The 23,051-nt window shown below is 63.1% G+C and carries 22 protein-coding genes; 9 read left to right on the top strand and 13 right to left on the bottom strand.

Annotated elements, in window-relative coordinates:
- The first annotated feature begins 308 nt into the window (after positions 1-308).
- Entirely contained in the window at positions 309-1,088 is a 780-nt protein-coding gene (locus AC5RV1_RS11970) for an isocitrate lyase/PEP mutase family protein (protein ID WP_493949077.1), read from the top strand.
- A 78-nt stretch (positions 1,089-1,166) separates the two neighbouring features.
- Positions 1,167-1,844, top strand: coding sequence for a YqjF family protein (locus AC5RV1_RS11975; RefSeq protein ID WP_493994752.1), 678 nt, complete (start codon positions 1,167-1,169; stop codon positions 1,842-1,844).
- A gap of 21 nt (positions 1,845-1,865) precedes the next feature.
- Here the strand turns inward: AC5RV1_RS11975 and AC5RV1_RS11980 are convergent, their stop codons facing one another.
- Complete coding sequence (locus AC5RV1_RS11980) at positions 1,866-2,186, bottom strand: hypothetical protein (RefSeq protein WP_493994701.1); 321 nt, start codon at positions 2,184-2,186, stop codon at positions 1,866-1,868.
- A gap of 98 nt (positions 2,187-2,284) precedes the next feature.
- Here AC5RV1_RS11980 and AC5RV1_RS11985 point away from each other — a divergent pair, with 98 nt between their 5' ends.
- Positions 2,285-3,082, top strand: a complete 798-nt coding sequence (locus tag AC5RV1_RS11985; RefSeq protein WP_493994702.1) for a ZIP family metal transporter — start codon at positions 2,285-2,287, stop codon at positions 3,080-3,082.
- A gap of 51 nt (positions 3,083-3,133) precedes the next feature.
- Here AC5RV1_RS11985 and AC5RV1_RS11990 read toward each other — a convergent pair whose 3' ends face one another.
- Positions 3,134-5,635: a Tex family protein gene (locus AC5RV1_RS11990; RefSeq protein ID WP_493994703.1), complete on the bottom strand. Its 2,502-nt coding sequence runs from the start codon at positions 5,633-5,635 to the stop codon at positions 3,134-3,136.
- A gap of 142 nt (positions 5,636-5,777) precedes the next feature.
- Between AC5RV1_RS11990 and AC5RV1_RS11995 the strand changes: the two genes are divergently transcribed.
- Positions 5,778-6,074 carry a hypothetical protein gene (locus tag AC5RV1_RS11995; RefSeq protein WP_163165558.1) on the top strand — a complete coding sequence of 99 codons (297 nt, stop codon included), beginning with the start codon at positions 5,778-5,780 and terminating at the stop codon, positions 6,072-6,074.
- 233 nt (positions 6,075-6,307) lie between these two features.
- Here AC5RV1_RS11995 and AC5RV1_RS12000 read toward each other — a convergent pair whose 3' ends face one another.
- The 3 genes from AC5RV1_RS12000 to AC5RV1_RS12010 all read right to left on the bottom strand — a co-directional run bounded on the left by AC5RV1_RS12000 (position 6,308) and on the right by AC5RV1_RS12010 (position 9,106).
- Positions 6,308-7,378: an alkene reductase gene (locus tag AC5RV1_RS12000; protein WP_493994704.1), complete on the bottom strand. Its 1,071-nt coding sequence runs from the start codon at positions 7,376-7,378 to the stop codon at positions 6,308-6,310.
- Positions 7,379-7,511: 133 nt separating this feature from the next.
- Positions 7,512-8,441, bottom strand: coding sequence for a hypothetical protein (locus AC5RV1_RS12005; protein ID WP_493994705.1), 930 nt, complete (start codon positions 8,439-8,441; stop codon positions 7,512-7,514).
- Between the two features lie 2 nt (positions 8,442-8,443).
- Complete coding sequence (locus AC5RV1_RS12010; RefSeq protein WP_493994706.1) at positions 8,444-9,106, bottom strand: DUF6318 family protein; 663 nt, start codon at positions 9,104-9,106, stop codon at positions 8,444-8,446.
- Between the two features lie 257 nt (positions 9,107-9,363).
- Between AC5RV1_RS12010 and AC5RV1_RS12015 the strand changes: the two genes are divergently transcribed.
- Both AC5RV1_RS12015 and AC5RV1_RS12020 read left to right on the top strand, forming a co-directional pair.
- Positions 9,364-9,798 (top strand): pyridoxamine 5'-phosphate oxidase family protein, encoded by a 435-nt coding sequence (locus tag AC5RV1_RS12015; protein ID WP_493994707.1) that lies wholly within the window; start codon positions 9,364-9,366, stop codon positions 9,796-9,798.
- A gap of 17 nt (positions 9,799-9,815) precedes the next feature.
- The gene (locus AC5RV1_RS12020) at positions 9,816-10,280 is read left to right on the top strand and encodes a very short patch repair endonuclease (RefSeq protein WP_493994708.1); all 465 of its coding nucleotides are present in this window, start codon (positions 9,816-9,818) and stop codon (positions 10,278-10,280) included.
- Positions 10,281-10,399: 119 nt separating this feature from the next.
- Here AC5RV1_RS12020 and AC5RV1_RS12025 read toward each other — a convergent pair whose 3' ends face one another.
- Positions 10,400-11,434 (bottom strand): glycoside hydrolase family 26 protein, encoded by a 1,035-nt coding sequence (locus tag AC5RV1_RS12025; RefSeq protein ID WP_493994709.1) that lies wholly within the window; start codon positions 11,432-11,434, stop codon positions 10,400-10,402.
- Between AC5RV1_RS12025 and AC5RV1_RS12030 the strand changes: the two genes are divergently transcribed.
- Positions 11,424-11,759 carry a hypothetical protein gene (locus tag AC5RV1_RS12030; protein WP_493994710.1) on the top strand — a complete coding sequence of 112 codons (336 nt, stop codon included), beginning with the start codon at positions 11,424-11,426 and terminating at the stop codon, positions 11,757-11,759. The two genes, AC5RV1_RS12025 and AC5RV1_RS12030, sit on opposite strands and share 11 nt — an antisense overlap.
- Before the next feature lie 91 nt (positions 11,760-11,850).
- Entirely contained in the window at positions 11,851-12,261 is a 411-nt protein-coding gene (locus AC5RV1_RS12035; RefSeq protein ID WP_493949083.1) for an Hpt domain-containing protein, read from the top strand.
- On the opposite strand, the gene AC5RV1_RS12040 is transcribed toward AC5RV1_RS12035, so the two are convergent.
- Entirely contained in the window at positions 12,234-13,001 is a 768-nt protein-coding gene (locus AC5RV1_RS12040; RefSeq protein ID WP_493949066.1) for a response regulator transcription factor, read from the bottom strand. The genes AC5RV1_RS12035 and AC5RV1_RS12040 overlap by 28 nt on opposite strands.
- A 94-nt stretch (positions 13,002-13,095) precedes the next feature.
- Between AC5RV1_RS12040 and AC5RV1_RS12045 the strand changes: the two genes are divergently transcribed.
- On the top strand, positions 13,096-14,751 hold the full coding sequence (locus AC5RV1_RS12045; RefSeq protein ID WP_493994711.1) for a sensor histidine kinase: 1,656 nt from the start codon (positions 13,096-13,098) through the stop codon (positions 14,749-14,751).
- Positions 14,752-14,791: 40 nt separating this feature from the next.
- Here AC5RV1_RS12045 and AC5RV1_RS12050 read toward each other — a convergent pair whose 3' ends face one another.
- The 6 genes from AC5RV1_RS12050 to AC5RV1_RS12075 all read right to left on the bottom strand — a co-directional run bounded on the left by AC5RV1_RS12050 (position 14,792) and on the right by AC5RV1_RS12075 (position 23,017).
- Positions 14,792-15,967, bottom strand: a complete 1,176-nt coding sequence (locus AC5RV1_RS12050) for a 5-methylcytosine restriction system specificity protein McrC (protein ID WP_493994753.1) — start codon at positions 15,965-15,967, stop codon at positions 14,792-14,794.
- A 49-nt stretch (positions 15,968-16,016) separates the two neighbouring features.
- The gene (locus tag AC5RV1_RS12055) at positions 16,017-18,266 is read right to left on the bottom strand and encodes an McrB family protein (protein ID WP_493994712.1); all 2,250 of its coding nucleotides are present in this window, start codon (positions 18,264-18,266) and stop codon (positions 16,017-16,019) included.
- Between the two features lie 69 nt (positions 18,267-18,335).
- Positions 18,336-18,563: a PLDc N-terminal domain-containing protein gene (locus AC5RV1_RS12060; RefSeq protein WP_430229492.1), complete on the bottom strand. Its 228-nt coding sequence runs from the start codon at positions 18,561-18,563 to the stop codon at positions 18,336-18,338.
- Positions 18,564-18,654: 91 nt separating this feature from the next.
- Positions 18,655-19,071, bottom strand: a complete 417-nt coding sequence (locus AC5RV1_RS12065; protein WP_493994754.1) for an acyl-CoA thioesterase — start codon at positions 19,069-19,071, stop codon at positions 18,655-18,657.
- 137 nt (positions 19,072-19,208) lie between these two features.
- Positions 19,209-21,287, bottom strand: a complete 2,079-nt coding sequence (locus tag AC5RV1_RS12070; protein ID WP_493994713.1) for an ABC transporter ATP-binding protein — start codon at positions 21,285-21,287, stop codon at positions 19,209-19,211.
- Positions 21,284-23,017 (bottom strand): ABC transporter ATP-binding protein, encoded by a 1,734-nt coding sequence (locus AC5RV1_RS12075; RefSeq protein ID WP_493994714.1) that lies wholly within the window; start codon positions 23,015-23,017, stop codon positions 21,284-21,286. The genes AC5RV1_RS12070 and AC5RV1_RS12075 overlap by 4 nt, the downstream gene beginning before the upstream one ends.
- Positions 23,018-23,051 lie beyond the last annotated feature (34 nt).

Raw genomic sequence — 23,051 nt, forward strand, 5'->3', positions numbered from 1 at the left:
TCTGCTCAGGCCACCACCACCTGATCCACAAAGAACAATGGACCATCACCACCATCAACAACACCCCCTGGTACACACCCCCAAAACACCTCGACCCCCACCAAAAACCCCAACAAAACACCTACTTCAAACCACCACCCCCACCAACACCCCGGAAATGAACGCGCGAAATGGGCTGACGCGAAATGGGGTTGACCCTAGAAAGGGCAGACACGAGAGAGGCGCGCGTTGGTCAACAATCTGCGTTCAACAACCGTCCTTCCGCGAGTGACCTGCTGCTATCGCCGGGCTCCGTTAGGCTTCACAGCATGACGGAAACCATTAATGCCAAGGCCGCTGAGCTTCTCCGACTTCACCAATCAGCTGAGATCCTCCAGGTGATCAATGTCTGGGATGCCATCACAGCGAGGGTTATCACCGACGTACAGGGCACCGTGGCCCTGGCTACGGCAAGCCATTCCATTGCGGCTTCACTGGGCTACCCGGACGGCGAGAACATCCCAGTGAACGAAATGATCGGCGCGGTGGGCCGCATCGCCGCGGCTACCCACTTGCCGGTGAGCGCCGACCTGGAATCCGGCTACGGGGACCCTGGCGAAACAACGCGCAAGGCTATCGGCGTTGGAATTGTCGGTGCGAACATCGAAGACCAGATGCGCCCGCTGAAGGACGCTGTGGAACAGATGTCAGCCGTTGTTAAGGCCGGGGCAACCGAAGGAATCGACTTCGTGTTGAACGCCCGGACGGATGCCTTTCTCAGAGGCAAAGACCGCGATCCCGCCCACGTTCTCATCGACGCCATCGAGCGCGGAAGGGCATTCCTGGATGTTGGTGCCACCACCGTCTTTGTACCCGGCCTGCTCGACGAAGCCTCGGTAGTTGCTCTGGTGGACGGAATCGGCTGGAACAAGGTTTCCGTCATCAACGTCCCGGGCTCCCTGCCTCCGGCCAGACTGCAGGAACTGGGGGTCGCCCGAATCTCTTATGGCCCATGGACGCAACGGGTTGCGCTGACAGCACTGGCGGACGCCGCGGCCACCCTTCTAGGCGGCGGGGAGCTTCCCGCCGGTACCCGCGCCCTGAATTAGCAGGAGCGGGCGGTGAATCAGCACCAGGACAGGGCGGCACAATGGCCACTGCCACAGGAACTGCCACTTCCTGTCATCATGGATCAGCGCTGGATGAACGCCGTTTTCCTCCATTGGCGCATTACGGAATCTGTTGCTGCCCGCTTTATGCCCCGGGCCGTGCAGCCAGACACCTTCGATGGAAGCTCCTGGGCTGGCCTCATCGGCTTCCGCATGAAGGAGGCAGGGATCGGACGCGGACCAGGCATCCCCTACCTGGGCAGTTTCAATGAAGTCAACGTCCGCCTTTACTCCAGGGAACCTGACGGAACCCGTGGTGTCGTATTTCTGAGCCTGGATTCAAACCGGTTGCCCGTGGTCCTGGCCGCCCGGGCGGCTGGCATTCCCTACGTCTGGTCGCGGACGGGTTACCAGCCGCCCTCAGCCCGGACCCCGGTCGCCAGCTACTCCGTGCGCAGGTTCCGGCGGGGCGCCAGCAGCATCTTTCGTGCTGCGGCGGATCTTGACACACCGGTTGAGGATCCCCTGTCAACGCATCTGACTGCCCGGTTCGGGCTGCACAGCGTTTTCAAGGGCCAAACCATCTACATCCCCAACACGCACGAACCGTGGCCCCTTTACGCGGCACACCTGCTCGAACTGGACGATGGATTGATGGGAGCAGCGGGGATCACAGTGGACGGCCCGCCGGAGTCCGTGCTGTACTCCCCCGGTGTCCGGACCCAATTTGGCCGGCCCCGTTTCGTCGGGCAGTAGCTGGACCCGAAGCGAAATATCCTAAACGTCCTGCCAGCCGCGGCCCTCATTGAAAGTGGCCACGAGGGTTCCGACTCCAGCGTTGAGGGAGTTTGACGGGTCGAAGTACAGGGACGCTTCAGAGGCACGGCTGTGGGTGATCAGCTGCTCTGCTTCCAGTTTTGCCTCCGGAACCGTGGCGCCGATGATGCCTGTGCGGGCCGGGAGCTCAGGGGTATGCACAACATCTGCATCCGTCTGGGTCAGCGGGATGGTAGTACCGGAGTTGATCTCGTCGTGCGGGAACTCAAACTCAGCATCATTGGCGGCGGCAGGAATGGTGTACTCCAGGAAATAGGTCATGAATCCACCTTTGCAGAAACCCACCGCCATCGAAAGTGTGGCCAAAGGTCTTGGCATGACGTATTCCCACGTCAAGGGCGCGCTCCTATACTTGCGGCATGATGATGTCGCTGTGGTTCGGCGTCATAGCATCCAGCGCTTTGGTCGTGGGTGCCCTCATCGGCGTCCGCTTCGAACTTCCCAAGCGGCTTTTGGCCATGCTGCTGGCCTTCGCCGCGGGTTCGCTCATCACGGCCCTCGCTTTCGAACTGTTCCAAGATGCCTATGAGCACGGCGGGATCATCCGCGCGGCCATCGGCCTCATGGGCGGCGCTGTGGTGTTCACGGTCCTCAGCGCACTGTTGGACCGGTGGGCGCAGGCCGGAGAACAGAAACAGGCCACGCCTGCGGATGAGTTCCAGGGCAGCGCCAAGCTCGACACTGATGCCGCCGCTTCCGATAAGGCTGCCACTTCGGCATCAACCCGTGGAGCGGCCGGGCTGGCACTCCTGGCCGCCGTCACCCTTGATGGCGTGCCGGAGAACGTTGCCCTCGGAATCTCGTTGGGAGAAGGAACCGGTGGCTTGGCGCTGCTGGCTGCTATTTTCGTCTCCAATTTCCCTGAAGCGCTGGTAGGTTCGGCGTCTATGCGGAGCCAGGGCCGTTCGACAGGCAGCATCCTCGGACTATGGCTGGCTTGTGCGGTTCTGCTCGTCATCGCCGTCGTAGTGGGAGCTGGACCGCTTTCCGGAGCGGACCCGGAGGCGATCTCCATACCTCTGGCGTTCGCAGCCGGTGCAGTGATCGCCTCGCTCGCGGACACCCTGATGCCCGAAGCGTATGAACACGGCGGCCCGGCTGTCGCCCTGAGCACGGCGGCGGGATTCGTCCTCGCGTTCGTGCTGTCGCTGGCTTAGGCCATACCCGCCGCCGCAACCGCACCTATGACATTGAGCCACCCGAACGGGCTACTTTCCCAGGCCCGCCTTCCGCAGCGCCTCAGCCATGGCTGTGTTCACCGGGGCGGCCTGGGGAGCAGAGGTGCGGCCGGACACTGGCGCATTACGCGTCGGCTTTCCGCCCGATCGCCCCTGTTCCTGCTTCGCGCCACGCTCCGAACCTTGGGATCCACCTCGTCCGGTACTGGGGCTTCCGCCGCGCCCGCCGCTTTGGTTCCTCCCCCGCTCTTGGTTCTGTGGCCGACCGCCGGACTTCCCGGCCGACGCGGCACCCGAACCCGGGCCGCCCGAGGAGGGCTCGTCGTCGAGCCGCAGCGTCAACGAGATCCGCTTCCGCTCGGGGTCCGCCTCCAGGACCTTCACCCGGACCACTTGCCCTGACTTCACTACCTCGCGCGGATCGGAAACGAAGCGGTTGGCCAGGGCAGATACATGGACCAGTCCGTCCTGGTGTACGCCCACATCCACGAATGCGCCGAACGCCGCAACGTTAGTCACGGTCCCCTCCAGGACCATCCCCGGCCTGAGGTCGGAAATCTTCTCGATCCCCTCCGAAAACGTCGCCGCAGCGAAGGCTGGGCGTGGGTCCCGGCCCGGTTTGTCCAGCTCCACCAGAATGTCCTGCACAGTAGGCAGCCCAAAGGTCTCATCCACAAAGGCACGCGGGTCCAGCGAGGAGGCAGGCGCAGAACCAGCGGCAACGAGGATCTTGCGTGCCACCGCATAGGATTCCGGATGCACGCTGGAGGCATCCAGTGGTTCCGCTCCCCCGGTGATGCGGAGGAAGCCGGCGCACTGTTCGAACGCCTTGGCACCGAGCCGCGGCACTTTCTTGAGGTCCGTGCGCTTGGCAAAGGGCCCGTGCTCGTTGCGGTACGCCACAATGTTTTCGCTGAGCAGAGGCCCGACGCCGGCCACCCGGCTGAGCAGCGCGGGCGAAGCAGTGTTGACGTCCACTCCCACGGCGTTGACGCAGTCCTCCACCACGGCGTCCAGGCTGCGGTCGAGTTTCGACGCCGTTACATCGTGCTGGTACTGGCCCACACCAATGGACTTCGGATCGATCTTCACCAGCTCGGCAAGCGGGTCCTGCAGCCTGCGGGCGATCGATACAGCCCCGCGCAGGGACACATCCATACCGGGCAGTTCAGCTGCAGCGAGAGCGGAAGCAGAGTAGACGGATGCCCCGGCTTCTGACACCACGAGCTTTTGCGGTTTCCGTTCGACGTCCGGCAGCCGCTTGATCAGCTCCGCGGCAAGCTTGTCAGTTTCGCGGGATGCTGTTCCATTGCCAATGGCCACGAGTTCGACGGCGTGCTGCCGCGCAAGCCGCACCAGCGTCGCCAAAGCCTCGTCCCACTTGCGTGCCGGGGCATGGGGGTAAACCGTATCCGTGGCCACCACCTTGCCAGTGCCATCCACAACCGCTACCTTCACGCCGGTTCGAAGTCCGGGGTCCAGGCCCAGCGTGGCCTTGTTCCCGGCGGGCGCGGCCAGCAGCACGTCGCGAAGATTCGCAGCAAAAACGCGGACGGCCTCATCCTCGGCGGCTGCAAACATCTTGCCGCGGAGGTCCGCCGTCAGCCGGGCCAGCACGCGGGACCGCCATGCCAGCTGGGCCGTTTCCATCAACCAGGCATCGGCGGGACGCCCGCGGTCGGCAACCCCGAGGCACCTCGCCACTGCCGATTCATAGCGTGAGCGCGCAGCCGCAAGGGCGCCGTCGTCCGTGGGGTCTGCTTCGGCGAGGTCGAGCTCAAGGACACCGTCCTTCTCCCCCCGCAGCAAAGCGAGTATCCGGTGCGACGGCATGCCGGCCGGCGCCTGGGCAAACTCGAAGTAGTCAGCGAACTTCTGGCCTTCTGCCTCCTTCCCCTTCTTGACGCGCGACACCATGCGGCCCTGCGTCCAGAGGCGCTCGCGCAGGGTGGCAGCGAGATCGGGGTCCTGGGCTACGCGCTCAACGAGAATGGCGCGGGCACCCGCGAGCGCGGCGGCGGCGTCGCCAACGGCATGTTCATGGTTGAGGTACTTCGCAGCCTCGCGTTCCGGGCTTAGCTCGGGGCGTTTCAGCAAAACCTCAGCCAGCGGCTCCAGGCCGGCTTCGCGCGCTATCTGCGCTTTGGTACGCCGCTTTGACTTGAACGGCAAATAGATGTCCTCAAGTCGGGATTTTGTGTCGGCAGCGAGGATCGCTTTCTGCAACTGGGGCGTCATCTGGCCTTGCGACGCAACAGCGTCGAGAACCGTACGACGGCGGTCCTCGAGTTCACGGAGGTAGCGCAGGCGTTCGTCGAGCTCACGGAGCTGAGTGTCGTCCAGCGTCCCGGTAGATTCCTTGCGGTACCGGGCGATGAACGGGACGGTGGACCCGCCGTCGAGCAGCTCCACTGCTGCCTTCACCTGCCAGGCTTTGACGCCCAGTTCGGTGGCAATCTGGCTGTAGATTCCGTCCTCCCTTTTCGTGGGTGTGGACGGAGCAGGGGAAGGGGCGTGCGGCAGTTGGGTCACCAGAACATCTTGCCCTAAGCGCTTGCCCGGCTCCACTGCCGTGGCAGTCAAGGACGTTGGGCAAGGGTATTCCGCTGCCGCCCGCAAAGTGCTGTAGTTGAAATGCCGTCACAGGCACCGAACGCTCGAGGAAGAGGGCATCATGCGGGAACTGCTTATTGTGTTTCAGGAGGGGTTCGAGGAAGCAAACATCACCGTGACGGTGAACGGTAAGCAAGCGCGGCGGGACCTGGACGTTTCCACCAACCCGATCCTCGGCATCGCATCTGAGGTATCCGTAGAGCTTCCGGCGAAGGGCGCGCAAGTGGGGGTCGAGGTAACCAACCGGGGCCTGAAAGCGATCAAGAAGGTCAGCGGAAAGCCCAAAAGCGTGCTCGTGTCCATAGAGGACGGCAAGCTGGTCATGACGGAAGGAACCGGCCGGGAGGCGCTTCTCTAGCCCGCCCGGCAGGTGCCGAAACGGACTCTAGTAAATCTCCATTTGATGGAGTAGCATCTGATCACCGCCGGACCCCAGAGGAGCCCGGTGGGCCAACTTCACCAGCCGAAGGCCGTCGGATGACCTGAGGCGACCGCTGCCGGGACAGCACACCGAGCAGCAAACGACGGCGGCACCCAGAGCCGGGTGCCGCCGTCGTTTGCTGCCTCGTGGTTGCTGTTTGGAAGGGGCTTTTAGCCGGCGTAGGCCGGGTAGTCCGTGTAGCCCTCGGCCCCATCGGCGTAGAAGGTTGAGGGGTCCGCTTCGTTCAGCGGCAGGCTCTCGTTCCAGCGCCGCGCCAAATCCGGATTGGCAATGGCGGGACGGCCCACCACTACGGCGTCAGCATGGCCGTTGGCCACCAGGGCAACAGCTTCCTCGCGGGTGGTGACGACGTTGAAGCCGGTGTTAACCAGGAAGGTGCCATCGAAACGGGCGCGCAGATCCTGGACCAGTTCTCCACCGGGTTCGTGGTGCAGGATGCTGAGGTAAGCAAGGTTCAGCGGGGCGATGCTGTCCACCAGAACCTCGTACGTGGCGCGAACATCAGCTGCGTCAGTCTCGGCAATGCCCTGGACGTTGTGCTCCGGGGAGATGCGGATACCCACCCGGTTGGCTCCGACCGCTGCCACTACCGCGTTGACCGTCTCGATCACGAAACGTGCCCGGTTCTCCGGGGAACCGCCGTAGCTGTCGGTGCGGACGTTGGCGTTCGGCGCCAGGAACTCGTGGAGAAGGTAGCCGTTGGCTGAGTGAAGTTCGACGCCGTCGAAACCGGCTTCGATGACATTCAGCGAGGCGGCGACGAATTCTTGGATCACCAGAGGCAGTTCGTCAGTGGTCAGTGCGTGCGGCACGGGGTATGGCTGTTTGCCGGACGGCGTACGCACTTCGCCCTCGATAGCTACCGCGCTGGGGGCGACGATGGTGTTGCCGCCCGTGATCTCCGGGTGTGAGACCCTGCCGCCATGCATGATCTGGGCGAACATGCGGCCGCCTTCGGCGTGCACTGCGTCGGTGACCTTCTTCCATCCGGCCACCTGCTCTTCCGTGACGATGCCAGGCTGGCCGGGGTAGGAACGACCAGCAGGGCTGGGGTAGGTTCCTTCGCTGACGATAAGGCCGAGGGAAGCACGCTGCCGGTAATGCTCAGCGAGGAGGGGACCGGGGATGCCTTCGTCGCCGGCGCGGAGCCGTGTCAGGGGTGCCATCACCAGTCGGTTAGGGAGCTCGAGTTCGCCAAGGGCCAGAGGGGAAAACAGCATGCGCGTCCTTTCGAAGTTTTCAACGTTCTGTCTGGCCCAACTGGGAGGCGCGTGCAACTATTCCGAAAGCGGCGCGAATCACAGCACGCTTACACGGCGGTTGCTCTCCGGTTGGGGCTGGCATGACGGCTCCTTAGCGCGTTGCCCCAACTCCCGGGCACCCCTGCCCCTGGGGGTTTGCATTGCAGTCGTCGGCGTAGTTGCGGGTGAGCGACCGCCAGACGCTGATGGTTTGCGGCGGCGCGTTGAATTGGCCCTGGCCAGGGATGGGCAGGGGTGGCCCGGCATTGACGGAGTACGTTCCTTGGAAGGACGTGGTCAGCACAACCTGGAAGTCGCCCGTGGCTCCGTAGGCGTGGCTTGTCCTCGTCTTTTCACCCCAGCGGTCCTGCGGCAGCGGGCCTCCCATGGACGGCTGGGGACCGAAAACAGTTCCATCGCCGTAGTTCCAGGTGTATTGAACCGGCGTCGCGACAATGTGCACCTGCTGGCCGAACATGGTGACATCGAACTGCTGTTCCACGGCCTCCGCGTAGAAGTTGGTTTCAGCGCCCCTAAGCGTGTGGGGGCTGGGCTGGGCCACGACTGTTCCGGCATTCACCGGCAAGCTTTGGAACTGCCGCTGGATGTCGGCGGCGATGCGGGGCAGCAAGTCCTCGGGCCGAGCGTCGTAGAGGCAGGTCGGGCCCGAATGGTGGGCCCAGACTGCGCCGGGAACTCCCCGGGGCCTTGATAGCCAGGTGACAGGGATGCCCTCTTCACCGTCAGGGCCGTCCTTGCATTCGATTTGCCGGGCAAGGCAAGGCGTGTCGAAGTCGCCCCCGCCAAGGTGGCACTGAAGCTCGTACTTGTACTCGTTAGGGTCGGTTACCGGGGCGCTCGGATCAGCCCGAATAAAGTCCTCAAGTTCCGTGTCCCAGATGTAACCCACTACTTGGAGGCCAGGATTCCATTCACCACCGAATTCAGGATCGCGGCCGTCATCGCCGTGCGCCGGATTGGTAAGGAGGCTAACGAATGCGACCGTTGCGAGGAGGATGCTAAGCAGCGGGTAACGTGACACTGCTAGCCAACGATGCTTCCGAGCTCAACCACGGTCCAACCGCCGTCTTCGTAGGTGAGTATAAGTAGATTCCCCTGGTCAGGCAGCTGTGCATCCGTCCGAGCTACGGAACCATCAGGCCGTACGTATGACAAAGGTTCTTGGTGGACTTGGACGGCGACTTTGTACCGGCCCTCTTGATTCTTCATGAACGTTGTATCCGTGACTGGCGTTGTTAGTTTGCCGCCTACGAGCCAGCGCCCCTCAGAGTGCCAGTCACGAATAACGTCTTTCACTTTTTGGCAAGCTGCGCACGACGGAGGTTCTATGCTTTCAAAAAGAGCAACGTCGCCTGTCTCATATGAATAACTCAGCACACTGAACCAATACTTTGCGAACGCCTCCGCACCCTCCTTCGTCTCTGTCTTCGCCACTTCGGGCAGCACGGGGACGGGAACGTTTTGGGCGGGGCCGGATGCGTCGGCCGGTTTGTAGACGGCGCTGGTCGTCGGCGTAGGGGTGGCGGAAGGACTAGGGGAGGTCGCCTCTGTAGCTGTCGGGGATGCCGTTCCTGGATCTGCAGGTGCTCCACCCGCGCAGCCAGCCAACATCACAGCAGCAGCAACAAGGATGGCTACAGCGCCGGGACGCAAGAGGCGGGACGTGAATACGTTGTGCGATGTCATGGGCCGCTAATCCCCCAGTAGTTTCAAGACGGCATGTTCCGGACAGTGACTTAAGGGTAGCCCAGGTCACATTTCAGCGATAAGACTTATCCACAGGCAACCCGTCCTTGGATTTATCACCAAGGCAGAAAATTGGAAAGTAATTAAGCAGCCCAGCAACTAAGAGCGCGGCCTGCATCGCACATAACCAAGAACGCCGGTCGGGGTTCAACCAACTCCGCCTAGCGCATTTCTACCGAACGTAGAAGAATGGCGGCATGATGTTTGAGCACGCAGATGGAAATCCGGTCCTGGAACTCAATGACGAGCAGTCCTGGCGCCTGTTGCAGGGGACCAAGCACGGACGGTTGGTGGTCTCGGTTGCCGGGGAACCGGATATCTTTCCCGTCAACTACGTCAGCTCGAACGGCAAGCTGTATCTGAGGACTGCCCCGGGCAACAAGCTCGCCCAGCTAACCATCAATTCGGCGGTGCTCTTCGAGGCTGACGGCATCCTCTCTGACGAGGCGTGGTCCGTGGTCCTTCGGGGAAGAGCGCGGGTACTGAGCAACTCGGCCGAACTGGCAGAGGTGGAAGAACTGGGTCTGAAGTCGTGGGTGCCAACGCTCAAGGACTTTTACGTCGAGATCGAGCCTGTCGCCATTACCGGGCGCCATTTCCAGCTTGGGGACCAGCCGGAGCGCGGTTTCTAGGAATCTAGACTGAAAGCATGGCGGATAAGCTGAGCCCGGAGCAGCGCAGCTGGAACATGTCCCGGATCCGGGGGAAGGACACCAAGCCCGAGCTGCTGGTGCGCAGGCTCCTCCACGCCAAGGGGTACCGCTATCGTCTGCACGGGAGGACCGGGGGCACCCGGCTTCCGGGTAATCCGGACTTGGTCTTCGCCGGCCGCCGCAAGGTCATTTTCGTCAATGGCTGTTTCTGGCATTTCCATGACTGCCGGGTGGGCCAGCACGCACCCAAAGCGAATGCGGAGTTTTGGGAGGCAAAGCGGTCCCGTACCAAGGAACGCGACGCCGGCCAGCGCCGTCTGCTGGAGGATGCCGGCTGGGAGGTGCTCACCGTGTGGGAATGCGAGCTCAAGGATGGATCGGCACTTGAAGCGCACCTGGTGCAGTTTCTGGAAACAGAACCCCACGCTTCCCATGGAGCCCCGACCAGACAGCATTCTTGAGGCAATCTTTAGCCTTTCCCCCTGCAGCCCTTGATGCGGGTCCGGAAAGATGACTGCGTTGTCCCGTTTGGAGGACTGCAGCACCAAGAGGCCGGAGCACCAGCATCCCCTTTCGCCAGCTAACTGCGCCGCGCCAAGAGCGCCGCATTCAAGGCAGACGCCGAGGAAGGACTGCTGTTGATGCGCCAGTCGGCCTCCTTCTGCAAGTGGAACCAGACGAACCCCATGACATCGGGCTGGGCGGCAAGGTAGGACACCAGACTGGTGTTCCATTCGGCTTTCGAACCGCCGGCCTCGCTGGACGCCGTCTCAGCAATCAGGATTGGTTTACCCGGCGCGAGGCTTCGGAGCGCTGCAATACCCGGGCCAAAGAGGTCCTGGGGCGAAACCCAGCTGCTCCACGCCGTGGACGTGCCCCAGTTGTACCCGTCGAGGGCCACCACATCCACGTAGCCCGCGCCAGGATAAAGCCCCGCCAGATCTGTGGAGCCCCAGTAGGGAACATTCGGAGACCACACCCACTGGACGTTGCTGGCTCCGGTGGAGGCGACGAGGTTGTGGACGTGCTGCCAGGCCTGGACGTAGTCGCCCGGCTGATTTCCGTTCGCCGATTCCGCCCACGGATACCAGTTGCCATTCATCTCATGGGCAAAGCGGAGCATCACCGGCTGGCCCCAGGAAGCAAGGGACTGGCCCCACTCACGAATGCGGTCATCAAAGTCGCCGGCGGTGATTCGGTCAAGGGAATATGCGGGCTGCTCAACGCCGCCGCCCCAAACCCACGGCTCCCACGTCACAAGCGGAACGGCACCGCGGGCGCGCACCGCGTTCAGCTCGGTCAGTGGAGGCGACTGAAGAAAGTCTTTGTAAATGAGGATCATGGAGGGGCTCTCCCCCGCCAGTGCAGATACTTCGTCGAGTTCCGCAGCAGCCAGTGCACCGCCAGGAGTGGCCACCCCAAAACGCAAGGAGTCCGTGCTGTCAGTAGGCCGCTGGGGCGCCGGGGCTGCCTCCACAACGAACGGAGCAGAAGCCTTGATGGACGACGTCTTGGCCGTGACTATGACGGTGCCGCTGGACTCAGCAGGGATGGTGATGCCGGTACTGAATGCGCCCGTGGCTGTGGTTTTGAAAGGAAAGGTAGTGGAACCCACAATTACCGTCCCGGTTGTAGATCCCTTGAATCCCGTGCCGGAAATGGTAACAGCAGAGCCAGCCGGCCCGGACGCCGGACTCAAGGCGACTTGGCCAGCCGGGGCAGCATGTGCAGGTTGGATAAAGGCCACAGCCATTCCGGCTGCCACCACAAAGGCTATGACAAAAGTTTTCAGCGACCTCAACACAACAACTATTCTCCGCGTCTCCATGCGACCCACTGCCGCTGATTTTTTTGTACGAAATGCACTGGCTCAAGTATTGGACGTAAAAACCTGCAGTCTCATCAAGAAACACACAATTCTCCACGGAAACCGCTCCTGAGTATGCGCAGCAGCCCTAACCTGAAGGGGCGTTGATGCCCCGCCTAACCCCCCGGTTTCCGGAGTGGAAGACCACAGCCGAAAGGACAATGATGACCCCGTCCAATGATGCCGGTCGCCCACTGGTGGACCAGGCCGTCCTGGACCGGCTGCGTGAGGAACTCGAGGAGGACGAGGGGTATTGCAGGGTCTTCGTGGGGAACTTCATTGACTACCTCCCACATCGTATTGGGCGCCTGCGGCTGGCCCTGACCACCGGAGACCTGGACGGCTCGGTGGACGCCGTCCTCAGCCTGAAGACATCCAGCCAGATGGTGGGCGCCCAGCGGCTCGCCAGTCTGGCAATGGCCCTGGAAGGCGAAATCCGGACCGGAGGGCCGGACGCTGACGCCGCCGTCGTCCTTCCCAGGCTCGCGGCCTCATTCCTGAGCCGGATCAGCCAGTGCAGCTTGCAGACGATGAGCAGGCTGCAGGATCAGCGTTCGTTAGGGGCGAGCCTGTAGCCTACGCCGCGAACCGTCTGGAGCCAGCGCGGCTTCTGCGGAGAATCACCAAGTTTTTTGCGCAGGTTGCCCATGTGGACCTCGACGGATCGCTCGTCAGCTTCGCTGATGTAACCCCCGACGTCGTAATCCTCGTCCCGTAGCCGGCGAACCAGGTCCGATTTGGTACGGACAGTCCTGCCTGCCTCCAGCAGGGCGTGCAGGAGTTCGAACTCGGTGCGGGTCAGGTTCATCTCCGCACCGTCCACGGTTACCGTGCGGGAGGCATAGCTCAGCTCCAGGCCGTTATGGCTGTAATTTCCCCGCTCCGGGTGCGCCTGGCCATCCGCCGACGCCTCCACCCCGGCAGCTTCCGCCGCGTCGGGGACGGTACGGGGGCGGCGCATCATCGCAGCGATGCGGGCGCGCAGCTCCCTGGGGCGGAACGGTTTTGTAAGGTAATCGTCCGCGCCGGACTCAAGCCCTATGAGGGTATCCAGCTCTTCTGTCCGGGCCGTCAGCATCACGATATAGGCGTCCGAAAACTCGCGGATCTGCCGGGAAACCTCAAAGCCGTCGATGTCTGGCAAGCCAAGGTCCAGGGTGATGACATCCGGATTGAGGGTCTTCGCAGTAAGGACACCTTCGGCACCGCTGCTTGCCACGGTCACGTCAAAGCCTGCCTGGGTCAGCACAGTGCGAACCAGTTCCCGAATGTCGTGGTCATCCTCGATGACCAGTCCGACACGTGCATCACTCATAGTGCCCCCTCAGCAGCCAACGTCAGAAGTATAGCTGGCTGCGGATATCCTGCTGATATGGCCTCGCACACCTTGTCCCGTAAGTTTCTGCGCCATGACTAACCCTGATGCGTGGTCCTCCGGCCGGATACGGTTCTTTCGGCGTCCTTTCCATGAGTACCGGCTGACGCAGCGGGTGGCGCTCAGTCAGATGCCCCTGTTTGTGACGACGATCCTGACAGCCTTCCTGATCTGGGCGTTCTTCCCGGCCACCATGAACAATCCGCTTTTTATCGCTTTCCTGGTGTCGCAGGCCGCCATCATGGCCCTGTGCTACCTGGTTCCCTGGGAGCGGTTGCCCTACACGAGCTTCCTGATTCTTCCGCTGCTGGATTTCGTCTCCATTGCCCTCGGCAGGGAAGGCGGGCAGGAAAGCCTGACTGGCATCAGCCTGCTTGCCGTGTTCCCGGTGATCTGGCTGTGCGCCTCCGGCTACTACCCGAGGGCTGCTTTGTGGCTGTCTTTCCTGGCGCCGCTGGCCATTATCTGGGTTCCGCTGCTGATCAAAGGAAGCTTTACGGCGCAGGACTTTGCGCGGTCACTGCTCCTGCCCGTCATGATGCTCGGCATCGGTGTTTCCGTGAGTGTCCTGACGCTCAGTATGATGCGGCAGCAGCGGGAGCTGGAGGAAAAGGACGCGCAATTGCAGGCCAACCTGCGCACCAGCCAGCGCCAGGAAGCGCTGTTGAACACCGTCCTGGACACTGTCCATCTGGGGGTGCTCGCTGTGGACGCGGACGGGCATGACGTGCTGATGAACCGGAAGCAGCGGACCAACCACGAACTGGCGCGGCCCAAGGAGATAGCTGACCCGAACGAGTCCCAGCTGCTTGTGTTTGGACCGGACCGGAAGACTTTGGTTCCAGTGCAGGATCGCCCGGTCCGCCGAGCCGTCCTCGGGGAAACCTTCACGGATTACCTTGTGTGGCTGGGCTCGGGCAAGGAGCAGCGGGCTTTCGTCACCACCGCCCGGGCCATGAAGGACGCCGAGGGAAAGTTCTCCGGTTCAGTGATTGCCTTCAGCGACGTTACTGACCTCGTCAACGCCCTGGCGGCAAAGGATGACTTCGTCTCGAGCGTCTCGCATGAATTCCGGACACCCCTCACGTCAATTCTTGGGTACGTGGAAATCCTGCTCGAAGATGAGCCGGCGGAGTCGCAGCGGGGCATGCTTGAGATCATCCGCAGGAACTCGGAGCGGTTATTGACGTTGGTCAGCGACCTGCTTGCCAGCCGCAACGGGCAGCTGATTGTTACGCCCCACTCCGTGGACGTGGCCGAGCTGGTGCGCAGCAGCGTTTCCTCGGCGATGCCCAAGGCGGCTGCGTCAGGGGTGGTGCTGGCCGCTGATACGCCGGAGCGGCTGGAGGCCCACGTTGACGGACAGCGGATTTCCCAGGTACTGGACAACCTGGTGTCCAACGCCATCAAGTACTCCCCCGACGGCGGCAACGTGCTGGTCTCGCTGGCGCAGGAGGACGGCCACCTTACCTGCCGGGTCAGTGATACCGGTATGGGCATGAGCGCCGAAGACGCCTCAGAAGTGTTTGCCAAGTTCTTCCGCACCAGCAACGTCCGCAGGACTGCCATCCCCGGCGTTGGTTTGGGCCTGCCGATCAGCAAGGCCATCGTTGAGGCCCATGGCGGGACCATTGGAGTGGCAAGCGCGCTGGGCCAGGGAACCACGTTCACGTTCCGGGTTCCGGTGTAACAAGGCCAGCGCGTACGACGGCGGCAGGGCAGCCCCAGCGTTAGGCGCCGGTGCGGGCCTGCCGAACTACCTCTCCCCAGGACTGGCGGGCGAGTTCCGCAATCGAGGCCAGGATTTCCGACGGCGGCCTGGACAGGTCCAGCGGGAACTCCACAATGTCGATGTCTGTGTTCATGATGCGGCGCAGCTTGACCTCACCGGATCCCGCGTAGACCAGCCAGGCCGTGGGCACCGCCAAAGCGGTGCAGTGGGCGAGCATTTGGTAATGGTCGGCTGTCAGCGAGGCACCGAGATCGGACGCGGCCTTGTACTTGGCGTTGTAGACCACCACGGGCCGTCCGCCCAGCAGGTGCACGGCATCCGGCTGCACGGACAACCGGTCCGTGTCCCGCACCGCCTCGCTCAGGAGTGCGTTGTACTGGAGCCGGAGCTCTCCCGGGTAGGCAGCCATCGCCTCCCGCAATGCCGTGCCGACAAAATCCTTAAACACCTGGGCCATATCCACCACGAACGCAGCCGTCTGGTGCTTGCCCTGGCCCGCTTCAGCCGAGGCGCTCCGGAGAATAAGTTCCGCCAGGCGGAGGACGGCGTGGTAGCGAAGGTTCATCCGGCTGGCCGTCCACGGCGGGAGCGGCGCGCCGGCCGGAAGGCGGGTGACGGCGTCGAACCTTCCCTTGAGCTGGCGCAGCCGGCTCAGCACCTCGGCGCGGACCCGCGGCACCTGGCCCATCCGCTCCAGCGCAGCACGCAGGATGCGGTTTTCGGCGATGTCCTCGCTGAACTCGTCATAGGAAACTTCCAGGGGCACCAGCATGCCGGGCCGCCGGGAGATCTGGTCCGAGATGCGGATGCGTCCCTTGACGGTGCGGAGCGACTCGTCAACGGTGCGGTACCCCTGCAGCACGCCGCGTCCCAGGGCCCGTTCCGCGAGCTGCGCCAACGACTCAGCCAGCGCACTCCAGAGTTCCCGGTCCTCCACGGCGGCCACGGAATCGGGACGGAACCCCTGTTCGCCTGCGTAGCTGAGCAGGAACAGGAGCCGGCTGAGCCCCAGCCGGTCCTTGGGCCGGACGTCCAGCTGCACCGTGGGAGTCCTCACCGAGCCCACCTTGCCCACGGGCTCGATCCGGTACAGCCCGAGCCCCATGGGCGACGCCTTGGCCAGGCCACTGGCGTTCAGGAACGAGGCGCTGGCAGGATCCAGCCGTTCCACCATCCCGCGGGACAGTTCATCCAGCACCAGGTGCCGGACAAACGCACTGGGGTCAGCGGCCTGCAAGGCGTTCCAGCAACCGGTCCAGTCCGAAGCGTTCCTCAAGCTGGGCCCGGGTCAGCTGGCCGTGGTAGTGCTCCTCAAGCAGGGGCATCAGCTCGTACTTCCAGATCCGCCGCAGCCCGGCAGGGGTTTGGGCTGCCGGCTTCATAAAGTACGACGGGCCGATCATGAGGTCCCGGTCCCACTCGTCAATGGCGGCGTTGAGGGCATCCAGCAGCAGTGCCGGCGTGGTGTCCAGCTGCCGGGCTTGGAGGAACCGGAGCAACGAGCCCTTCACCGGTTCAGTCTGCGGGTGCAGCTCAATGAAGGCAAAACGGCGGCGGATGGCGGCATCCATCATGGCGATGGACCGGTCCGCGGTGTTCATGGTGCCGATGATGTAGAGGTTGTCCGGCAGCGTAAACGGCTCATTGGGGCTGTACTGCAGGTAAATCCGGTCGTCGCGGTACTCCAGCAGGAAGTACAGTTCGCCGAACACCTTGGCGAGGTTGGCGCGGTTCATCTCGTCGATGATGAGGAAGTACGGTTTTTTCTCGTTTCCGGGCTTGGCCGCTTCTTCGGCGAGGCGGCGGAGCGGACCGGCAACAAGTTTAAAGGACACCTGGCCTTCGTCCGTCTTGTCCGGCCGGTAGCCCTCGAAAAAGTCCTCGTAGGCATACGAAGGGTGGAACTGGACCAGTTTGACCCGCTCATCCGTGGTGTCATCCGCCAACTCAGCCGCGAGGTGCTTCGCCAGGTAGGTCTTGCCGGTGCCCGGCGGACCGTACAGCACCAGCTGCCGGTTCTCCTCCAGCAGTTCGGCGATCTCCTGGAGCGGCTCCAGCTCCATGTGCAGGGAATCCGCGAACTCGCGCGTCAGCGGACGGAAGCCCTCCTGAACGGGATGGACGACGGCGGCCGTTTCAGCATCGCCGTCGGGCTCTGTTTCCGCTTCTGCGGGCAGCAGGGCCTGCAGAGCCTGCACCACCCTGGTCAGATCAACAACGATCCCGGGTGTGGCCAGCTGCCGCTGCACATGGCGGGGAAGGCTGGTGGTGGCGTGGCCTTCGTCGAACCAGCGGACCTTCCGGCGCAGCCGCCGGTTATCCTCGTTGTGTTCGGGCTCCCCGAGTACGACGCCGAGCCGCACCTTTCCGGCGTGCTGGTAGAGCGCCAGGTCCCCGGGCTTCATCACGGTCAGGAACGCCAAGATCGCGGTCTTGGTGTCCTCGCGCTCCACATAGCCGAGGTGCTTGTAGTCCTCGTCCACGGCATGCTGGACTACCCCCGCGGTGACGCCGGGGCCCAGCAGGCGGAGATGCTCGACGTCGAGCGTCACCTTTTCCTCGCCCTGCCAGGCGGTGAGCAGTTCAGTGTTGTCGCTGTGCGTGCGCAGCAGCCATGCCCGGCGGCCGGGGTCGCCTACCTTGCGCCACTGGCTGACCAGCTGCCGGGCGTACCAGTCGATGCGCTGCCCGGCCTGCTCATCAAGGTGCAGGCGGATGCGGTGGATGTCTGCGGTGATGTCCTCTTCCGCGTCGCCTTTTGCGCCGCCCACCAGCGAGGCGAAGGCATCGCGGATTTCCTGGCGCTCCACGTCCGCCACCACAGGCTCGAAGTAGCTGGGCCAGGTGAGAAATTCGATGCTGCGGCGAATAGCGGGCTGGTCTCCCGGGGTGGCAGCGGCGAAGCGGTGGAATTTCAGCGGGTCCTGCAGGGTTTCGGCAATATCCGCCGTCGTCTGCTGGTCCACCTGCCGCACAAAACGGCAGAGCCATCCCAGGTGGTCCCAGATGGTCCAGTTGAACTCGGCGGTCCGGTCGCGGATGACGCCGTGGTCGGTGAGACCCTGGTACAGCTCCTCGGGCAGCTCCAGCGGAGGCTCGAGCCAGGAAGCAGCCTCGGCCACACGGGCGCGCTTGACCTTCAGCGACTTCACCTCATGGGCCAGGGGCAGCGACTGCAGGAACAGCAGTTCCACGGCCAGCTGCTTCGCTTCCCGCGACGCGCCCTCAAGGTTCTGCCGAAGGTTGGTCATCATGGGCGCCTTCGGATCAGGGGTGCCCCGTTCCAGCCTGTCCAGGAGCTCTGCCGCCGCCTCCGAAGTCCAGGTCATGGTGCGTCCATCCAGCGCAGACGGCTTCCCGAGGAGCCCGGGGCCAAGCACGAACCACGCAGCCTCCTCAATTTCCCGGGAGACACCGAGAGCACGGGAGGCACCGAGGGCACGGGGCATGGCAGCAGTGGAGGCGGGGGTCATGAATTCAAATTTACAGGGTGAAGCTGGATGGGCGCTCAGAGCCGCTGTGCCCCCGTGATTCTTGGGTGGCTAAGCGACCGGCTTCTTCCGGCCGAACGTAAAGTAGCCCACCGGGCCAATGAAGTTGATGAACGATGCCGCCCGCCAGGCAGCCTTGGGACCGTTGATCATCGCTGCCGGGCGCTTTGAAATGTCCCGCTGCGCCGCAACCAACAGGGACACCTGTGCGATGGCCACCAGTATTGTGCCGGCCTTCGCAGATGGGGACATTTCCTTCCAAGTCTTTTTCTGGGCCATGCCTATTCCTCCTTGGTTGGGGTTCTTAGTTTCCGTTGCAGTCCGCTTCTGCGCAACGGGCTACACGGGCCGGAGCGCCTGCACATTCCGTTCACACAGTGAATGGTGCCAGCCGTTCCTTTTGTTCAGGCGTGAGGCGCTGCACGCGCCCGGTGGCTTCGTGCACGAACGCCAGATGGCTGCTGGCCTTCACGCAGTCCTCCCGGGTGACCGGGTCCTGGACGAGGTAGTGGATATCGAAGCTCGCTCCCTTGACGGCGCCGATCCACACCTGGACCACGGCAGGGACGTTCCGGTACTCCAGTGTCCTGACGTAGCGGATCTTGTGATCCACCACCAACGCCATGGTTCCCTCCGGGACGTCGTTGAACAGCGAGACGTGCGGCTCGATACCGGGCAGCCCTGCTCCCCGCGGCGGTCCAAAAGCGGCAATCCGCGCTTCCTCGAGCATCCGGACGATCTGCACGTTGTTGATGTGCCCGTACGCGTCCATGTCGCCCCACCGCATGGGAACCAGGACCTCGATCCGGCGGCCGCCCTCGCTCAGCGGCTTCGACTGCGCGTCCTGCCGCGCTGTGCCATCCTGCCGCGCCACGCCGTCTTCCTGCAATGATGCGTTTTCCTGCACCGGGGCCTCCTGCGCGCTCAGCTGCGCACCGCCGTCGAATCATCCACCGGCAGTTCCCCTGCGTCCGCACCGGCGAACTGGGACATGTACAGCCGGTAGTAGGCGCCTTCCGCAGCGAGGAGGACCTTGTGGTTCCCCTGCTCCACGATCCTGCCGTTCTCCATGACCAGGATGGTGTCGGCGTCGCGGATGGTGGAGAGCCGGTGGGCGATTACAAAGCTGGTGCGGTCCGTGCGGAGCGCTGCCATGGCCTTCTGCACCAGCAGCTCAGTACGGGTGTCAACGGAGCTGGTGGCTTCATCGAGGATCAGCAGCGACGGATTGGCCACGAAGGCGCGTGCGATGGTGATGAGCTGCTTTTCGCCGGCACTGACGTTGTTGCCTTCCTCATCAATCACGGTGTCGTAGCCCTCGGGCAGGGCGCGGACAAAGCGGTCCACGAAGGTGGCTTTGGCCGCGGCCATGACCTGCTCCTCGGTGGCGTCCAGGTTGCCGTAGCGGATGTTGTCGTAGATGGAGCCGCCGAACAGCCAGGCGTCCTGGAGCACCATGCCCACCTTGGAGCGGAGTTCGGACCGGCTGAGGTGGGTGATGTCCACTCCGTCCAGCGTGATGGATCCGGAGTTGAGCTCGTAGAAGCGCATCACCAGGTTGACCAGGGTGGTCTTCCCGGCTCCGGTGGGCCCAACAATGGCCACGGTATTTCCCGGTTCCGCCGTGAAGGACAGGTCTTCGATCAGCTTCTTGTCTTCCGTGTAGCTGAACGTGACGTTCTTGAACTCGACGTGCCCGTCCGTCTTGGCCGGAAGGTGTTCCGTGGCCGTTTCGACGTCCTGTTCTTCGGCATCCAGGAATTCGAACACCCGCTCGGAAGATGCCACGCCGGACTGGAGCATGTTGGCCATCCCCGCCATCTGGCCAAGCGGCTGCGTGAACTCGCGGGAGTACTGGATGAAGGCTGTGGCATCGCCCAGGGACATGGAACCCGAGGCCACCCGGAGTCCGCCCACTACGGCAATCCCCACGTAGCTGAGGTAGGAGACGAACTGCATCACCGGGAAGATGATGCCCGAAACAAACTGTGCCCCGAAGCTGGCCTTGTACAGGGCCTCGTTGCGTTCCTCGAACCGTTCCAGCATGTCTGCGTCCCGGCCGAACACCCGCACGAGGTCATGGCCGGAGAACGACTCCTCAATCTGGCCGTTCAAAGCACCGGTGTTTTTCCACTGCGCTGCAAAGAGCTTCTGGCTGCGCGAGCCGATAATCCCGGCAGCGACGCCGGACAGGGGAAGCGCCACCAAGGCAATGAGGGCCAGCTGCCAGGAGACGATGAACATCATGATCACAATGCCGATGACTGTCAGCAGCGAGTTGATCAGTTGGGCGAATGCCTGCTGCAGCGCCTGCTGGATGTTGTCGACGTCGTTTGTCACCCGGGAGAGGACGTCGCCGCGCTGGCGGGTGTCGAAGTAGTTCAGCGGAAGCCTGTTGAGCTTCTTTTCGGTGTCATCGCGAAGCCTGCGGATAACCTTCATCACGATGCGGTTCAGGACGTAGCCCTGCAGCCACAGGAAGATGTTGGCAACGAAGTACATCAGCAGCACCACGGCAATGAGGAAGGACAGCTTCTGGAAGTCGATGCCGCTTCCGGGCACCAGTTCCATCTTGGAGATCATGTCTGCGAAGTTGTCCTGCCCCTGCTGGCGCAGTCCGGCCACGAATTCTTCCTTGCTGGCGCCTGCCGGGAGTTGCTTGCCAACCACACCGCCGAAAATCACGTCCATCGCCTGGCCCAGGATCTTGGGGGCAATAACGTTCAGGACCACCGCGACCACCACCATCGCAACCACGGCATAGATGCCCGCAGCCTCTGGCTTCAGCAGTCCCATGAGCCGCTTGGCGGACGGCCAGAAGTGTTCGGCCTTCTTCGCCGGCATGCCGCCAAACATGTCGCCGTCGGCTTCGGAAGGCTTGTATTCCTCTTCGAAGAATTCCTCGTCCTCAACCGCGCCGTCGTCCACCAGATCCGAGTCAGCCTGGTCCTTGGAGCCTGTTGTCTCTTTCATGTCGGTGGAGTCTCTCTTGCGGGGGCTCATGCCATTTCCTCCACGCTCAGCTGGGATTCAACAATTTCCTGGTAGGTGGGTGAGGTTTCCAGGAGTTCCTCGTGTGTTCCGCGGTCCACGATGCGGCCGTTGTCCAGGACCAGGATCTGGTCCGCTTCGGTGATGGTGGAAATGCGCTGGGCCACGATGATGACCGTGGCGTCGGCGGTGGTGCGCTTGAGCGCCGCCCGGAGGCGGGCGTCAGTGGCGACGTCAAGGGCGGAGAAGGAGTCATCAAAGAGGTAGACCCGGGGCTTGGTGACCAGTGCGCGGGCGATGCAGAGGCGCTGCCGCTGGCCGCCGGAAACGTTGGTCCCGCCCTGCGAAATCCGGGAGTTCAGCCCGTTCTTCTTGTCCCGGACAAAGTCTGCGCCCTGTGCCACCTCGAGTGCATCCCAAAGCTCCTGGTCAGTGGCCTCGGTCTTTCCAAACCGGAGGTTGTGTTCGATAGTGCCGGAGAAGAGGTAGGGCCGCTGCGGGACCAGTGCCACGCGCCTGGTGATCTCCGCCCGGTCCAGGTTGTCGACCGATACGCCGTCCAAGAGCACTTCGCCCTCGGCGATGTCGTACAGGCGCGGCAGCAGGGACAACAGGGACGTCTTCCCTGCGCCCGTGGAACCGATGATCGCGATGGTCTGGCCTGGCCTGGCAGTGAAGCTGATGTTGCTCAGCACGGGCGACTCCGCGCCCGGGTATGCGAACGTGACGTTCCGGTACTCCACCACGCCTGCCAGTGCAGCCGGGGCCTGCGGCCGTTCGGGATCGTGGATGGAGGGCTCGACGTCGAGCACCTCGCCGATGCGGTCCGCACATACCGAGGCACGCGGGATCATCATGGCCATGAAGGTGCCCATCATGACGGCCACCAGAATCTGCAGCAGGTATTGGAGGAACGCGGTGAGTGCGCCCACCTGCATCTCGCCCGAGTCCACGCGCTGCCCGCCGAACCACAGCACGGCAGCGGTGGACAGGTGCAGGATCATGCCTATGGCCGGGAACATCAGCACAAACAGGGCGCCGATCTTCAGGGATACGTCAGTGAGATCCTTGTTGGCTTCGCCGAACCGCTCGGTCTCAAAGGGTTCCCGGACAAAGGCACGCACCACCCTGATGCCGATGATCTGTTCGCGGAGGACCCCGTTGATGCGGTCGATCTTCTTCTGCATGGCACGGAAGAGCGGCATCAGGCGGACCACCAGGTAACCCACAACCACCACCAGGACGGGCACGGAGACCCAGACCAGCCAGGACAGGTTGATGTCCTCACGGAGGGCCATGATGATGCCGCCGATACACATGATGGGAGTGGCCACCATGAAGTTCAGCCCCATCAGTACCAGCATCTGGACCTGCTGGACGTCATTGGTGCCGCGCGTGATCAGGGTGGGCGCACCGAAGGTGTTGACGTCCTTCGCGGAAAAGCTGGTGACTTTGCGGAACACCCCGCGCCGAAGGTCGCGCCCTACGGCCATGGCGGTCTTGGAGCCGTAGTAGACGCCGGCGATCGCTGTTCCCACCTGGATGAAGGCGACGAGGAGCATCACCCCGCCTGTGCGCCAGATGAAGTCGGTGTCCCCGCGGGATACCCCCTCGTCAATGATCTGGGCGTTCAGGCTGGGGAGGTACAGAGCAGCGATGGTTGACGCCAGCTGGGAGACGATGACGGCCACGATGTATGGCATGTACGGCCTGGAAAACCGCCGTATGAGGGTCAGGAGCATGCCCACGGGTCCTTAAGAAGAGTTCGCGAAGTGG

The sequence above is a fragment of the Arthrobacter sp. Hb9-2 genome (genome assembly GCF_059091165.1).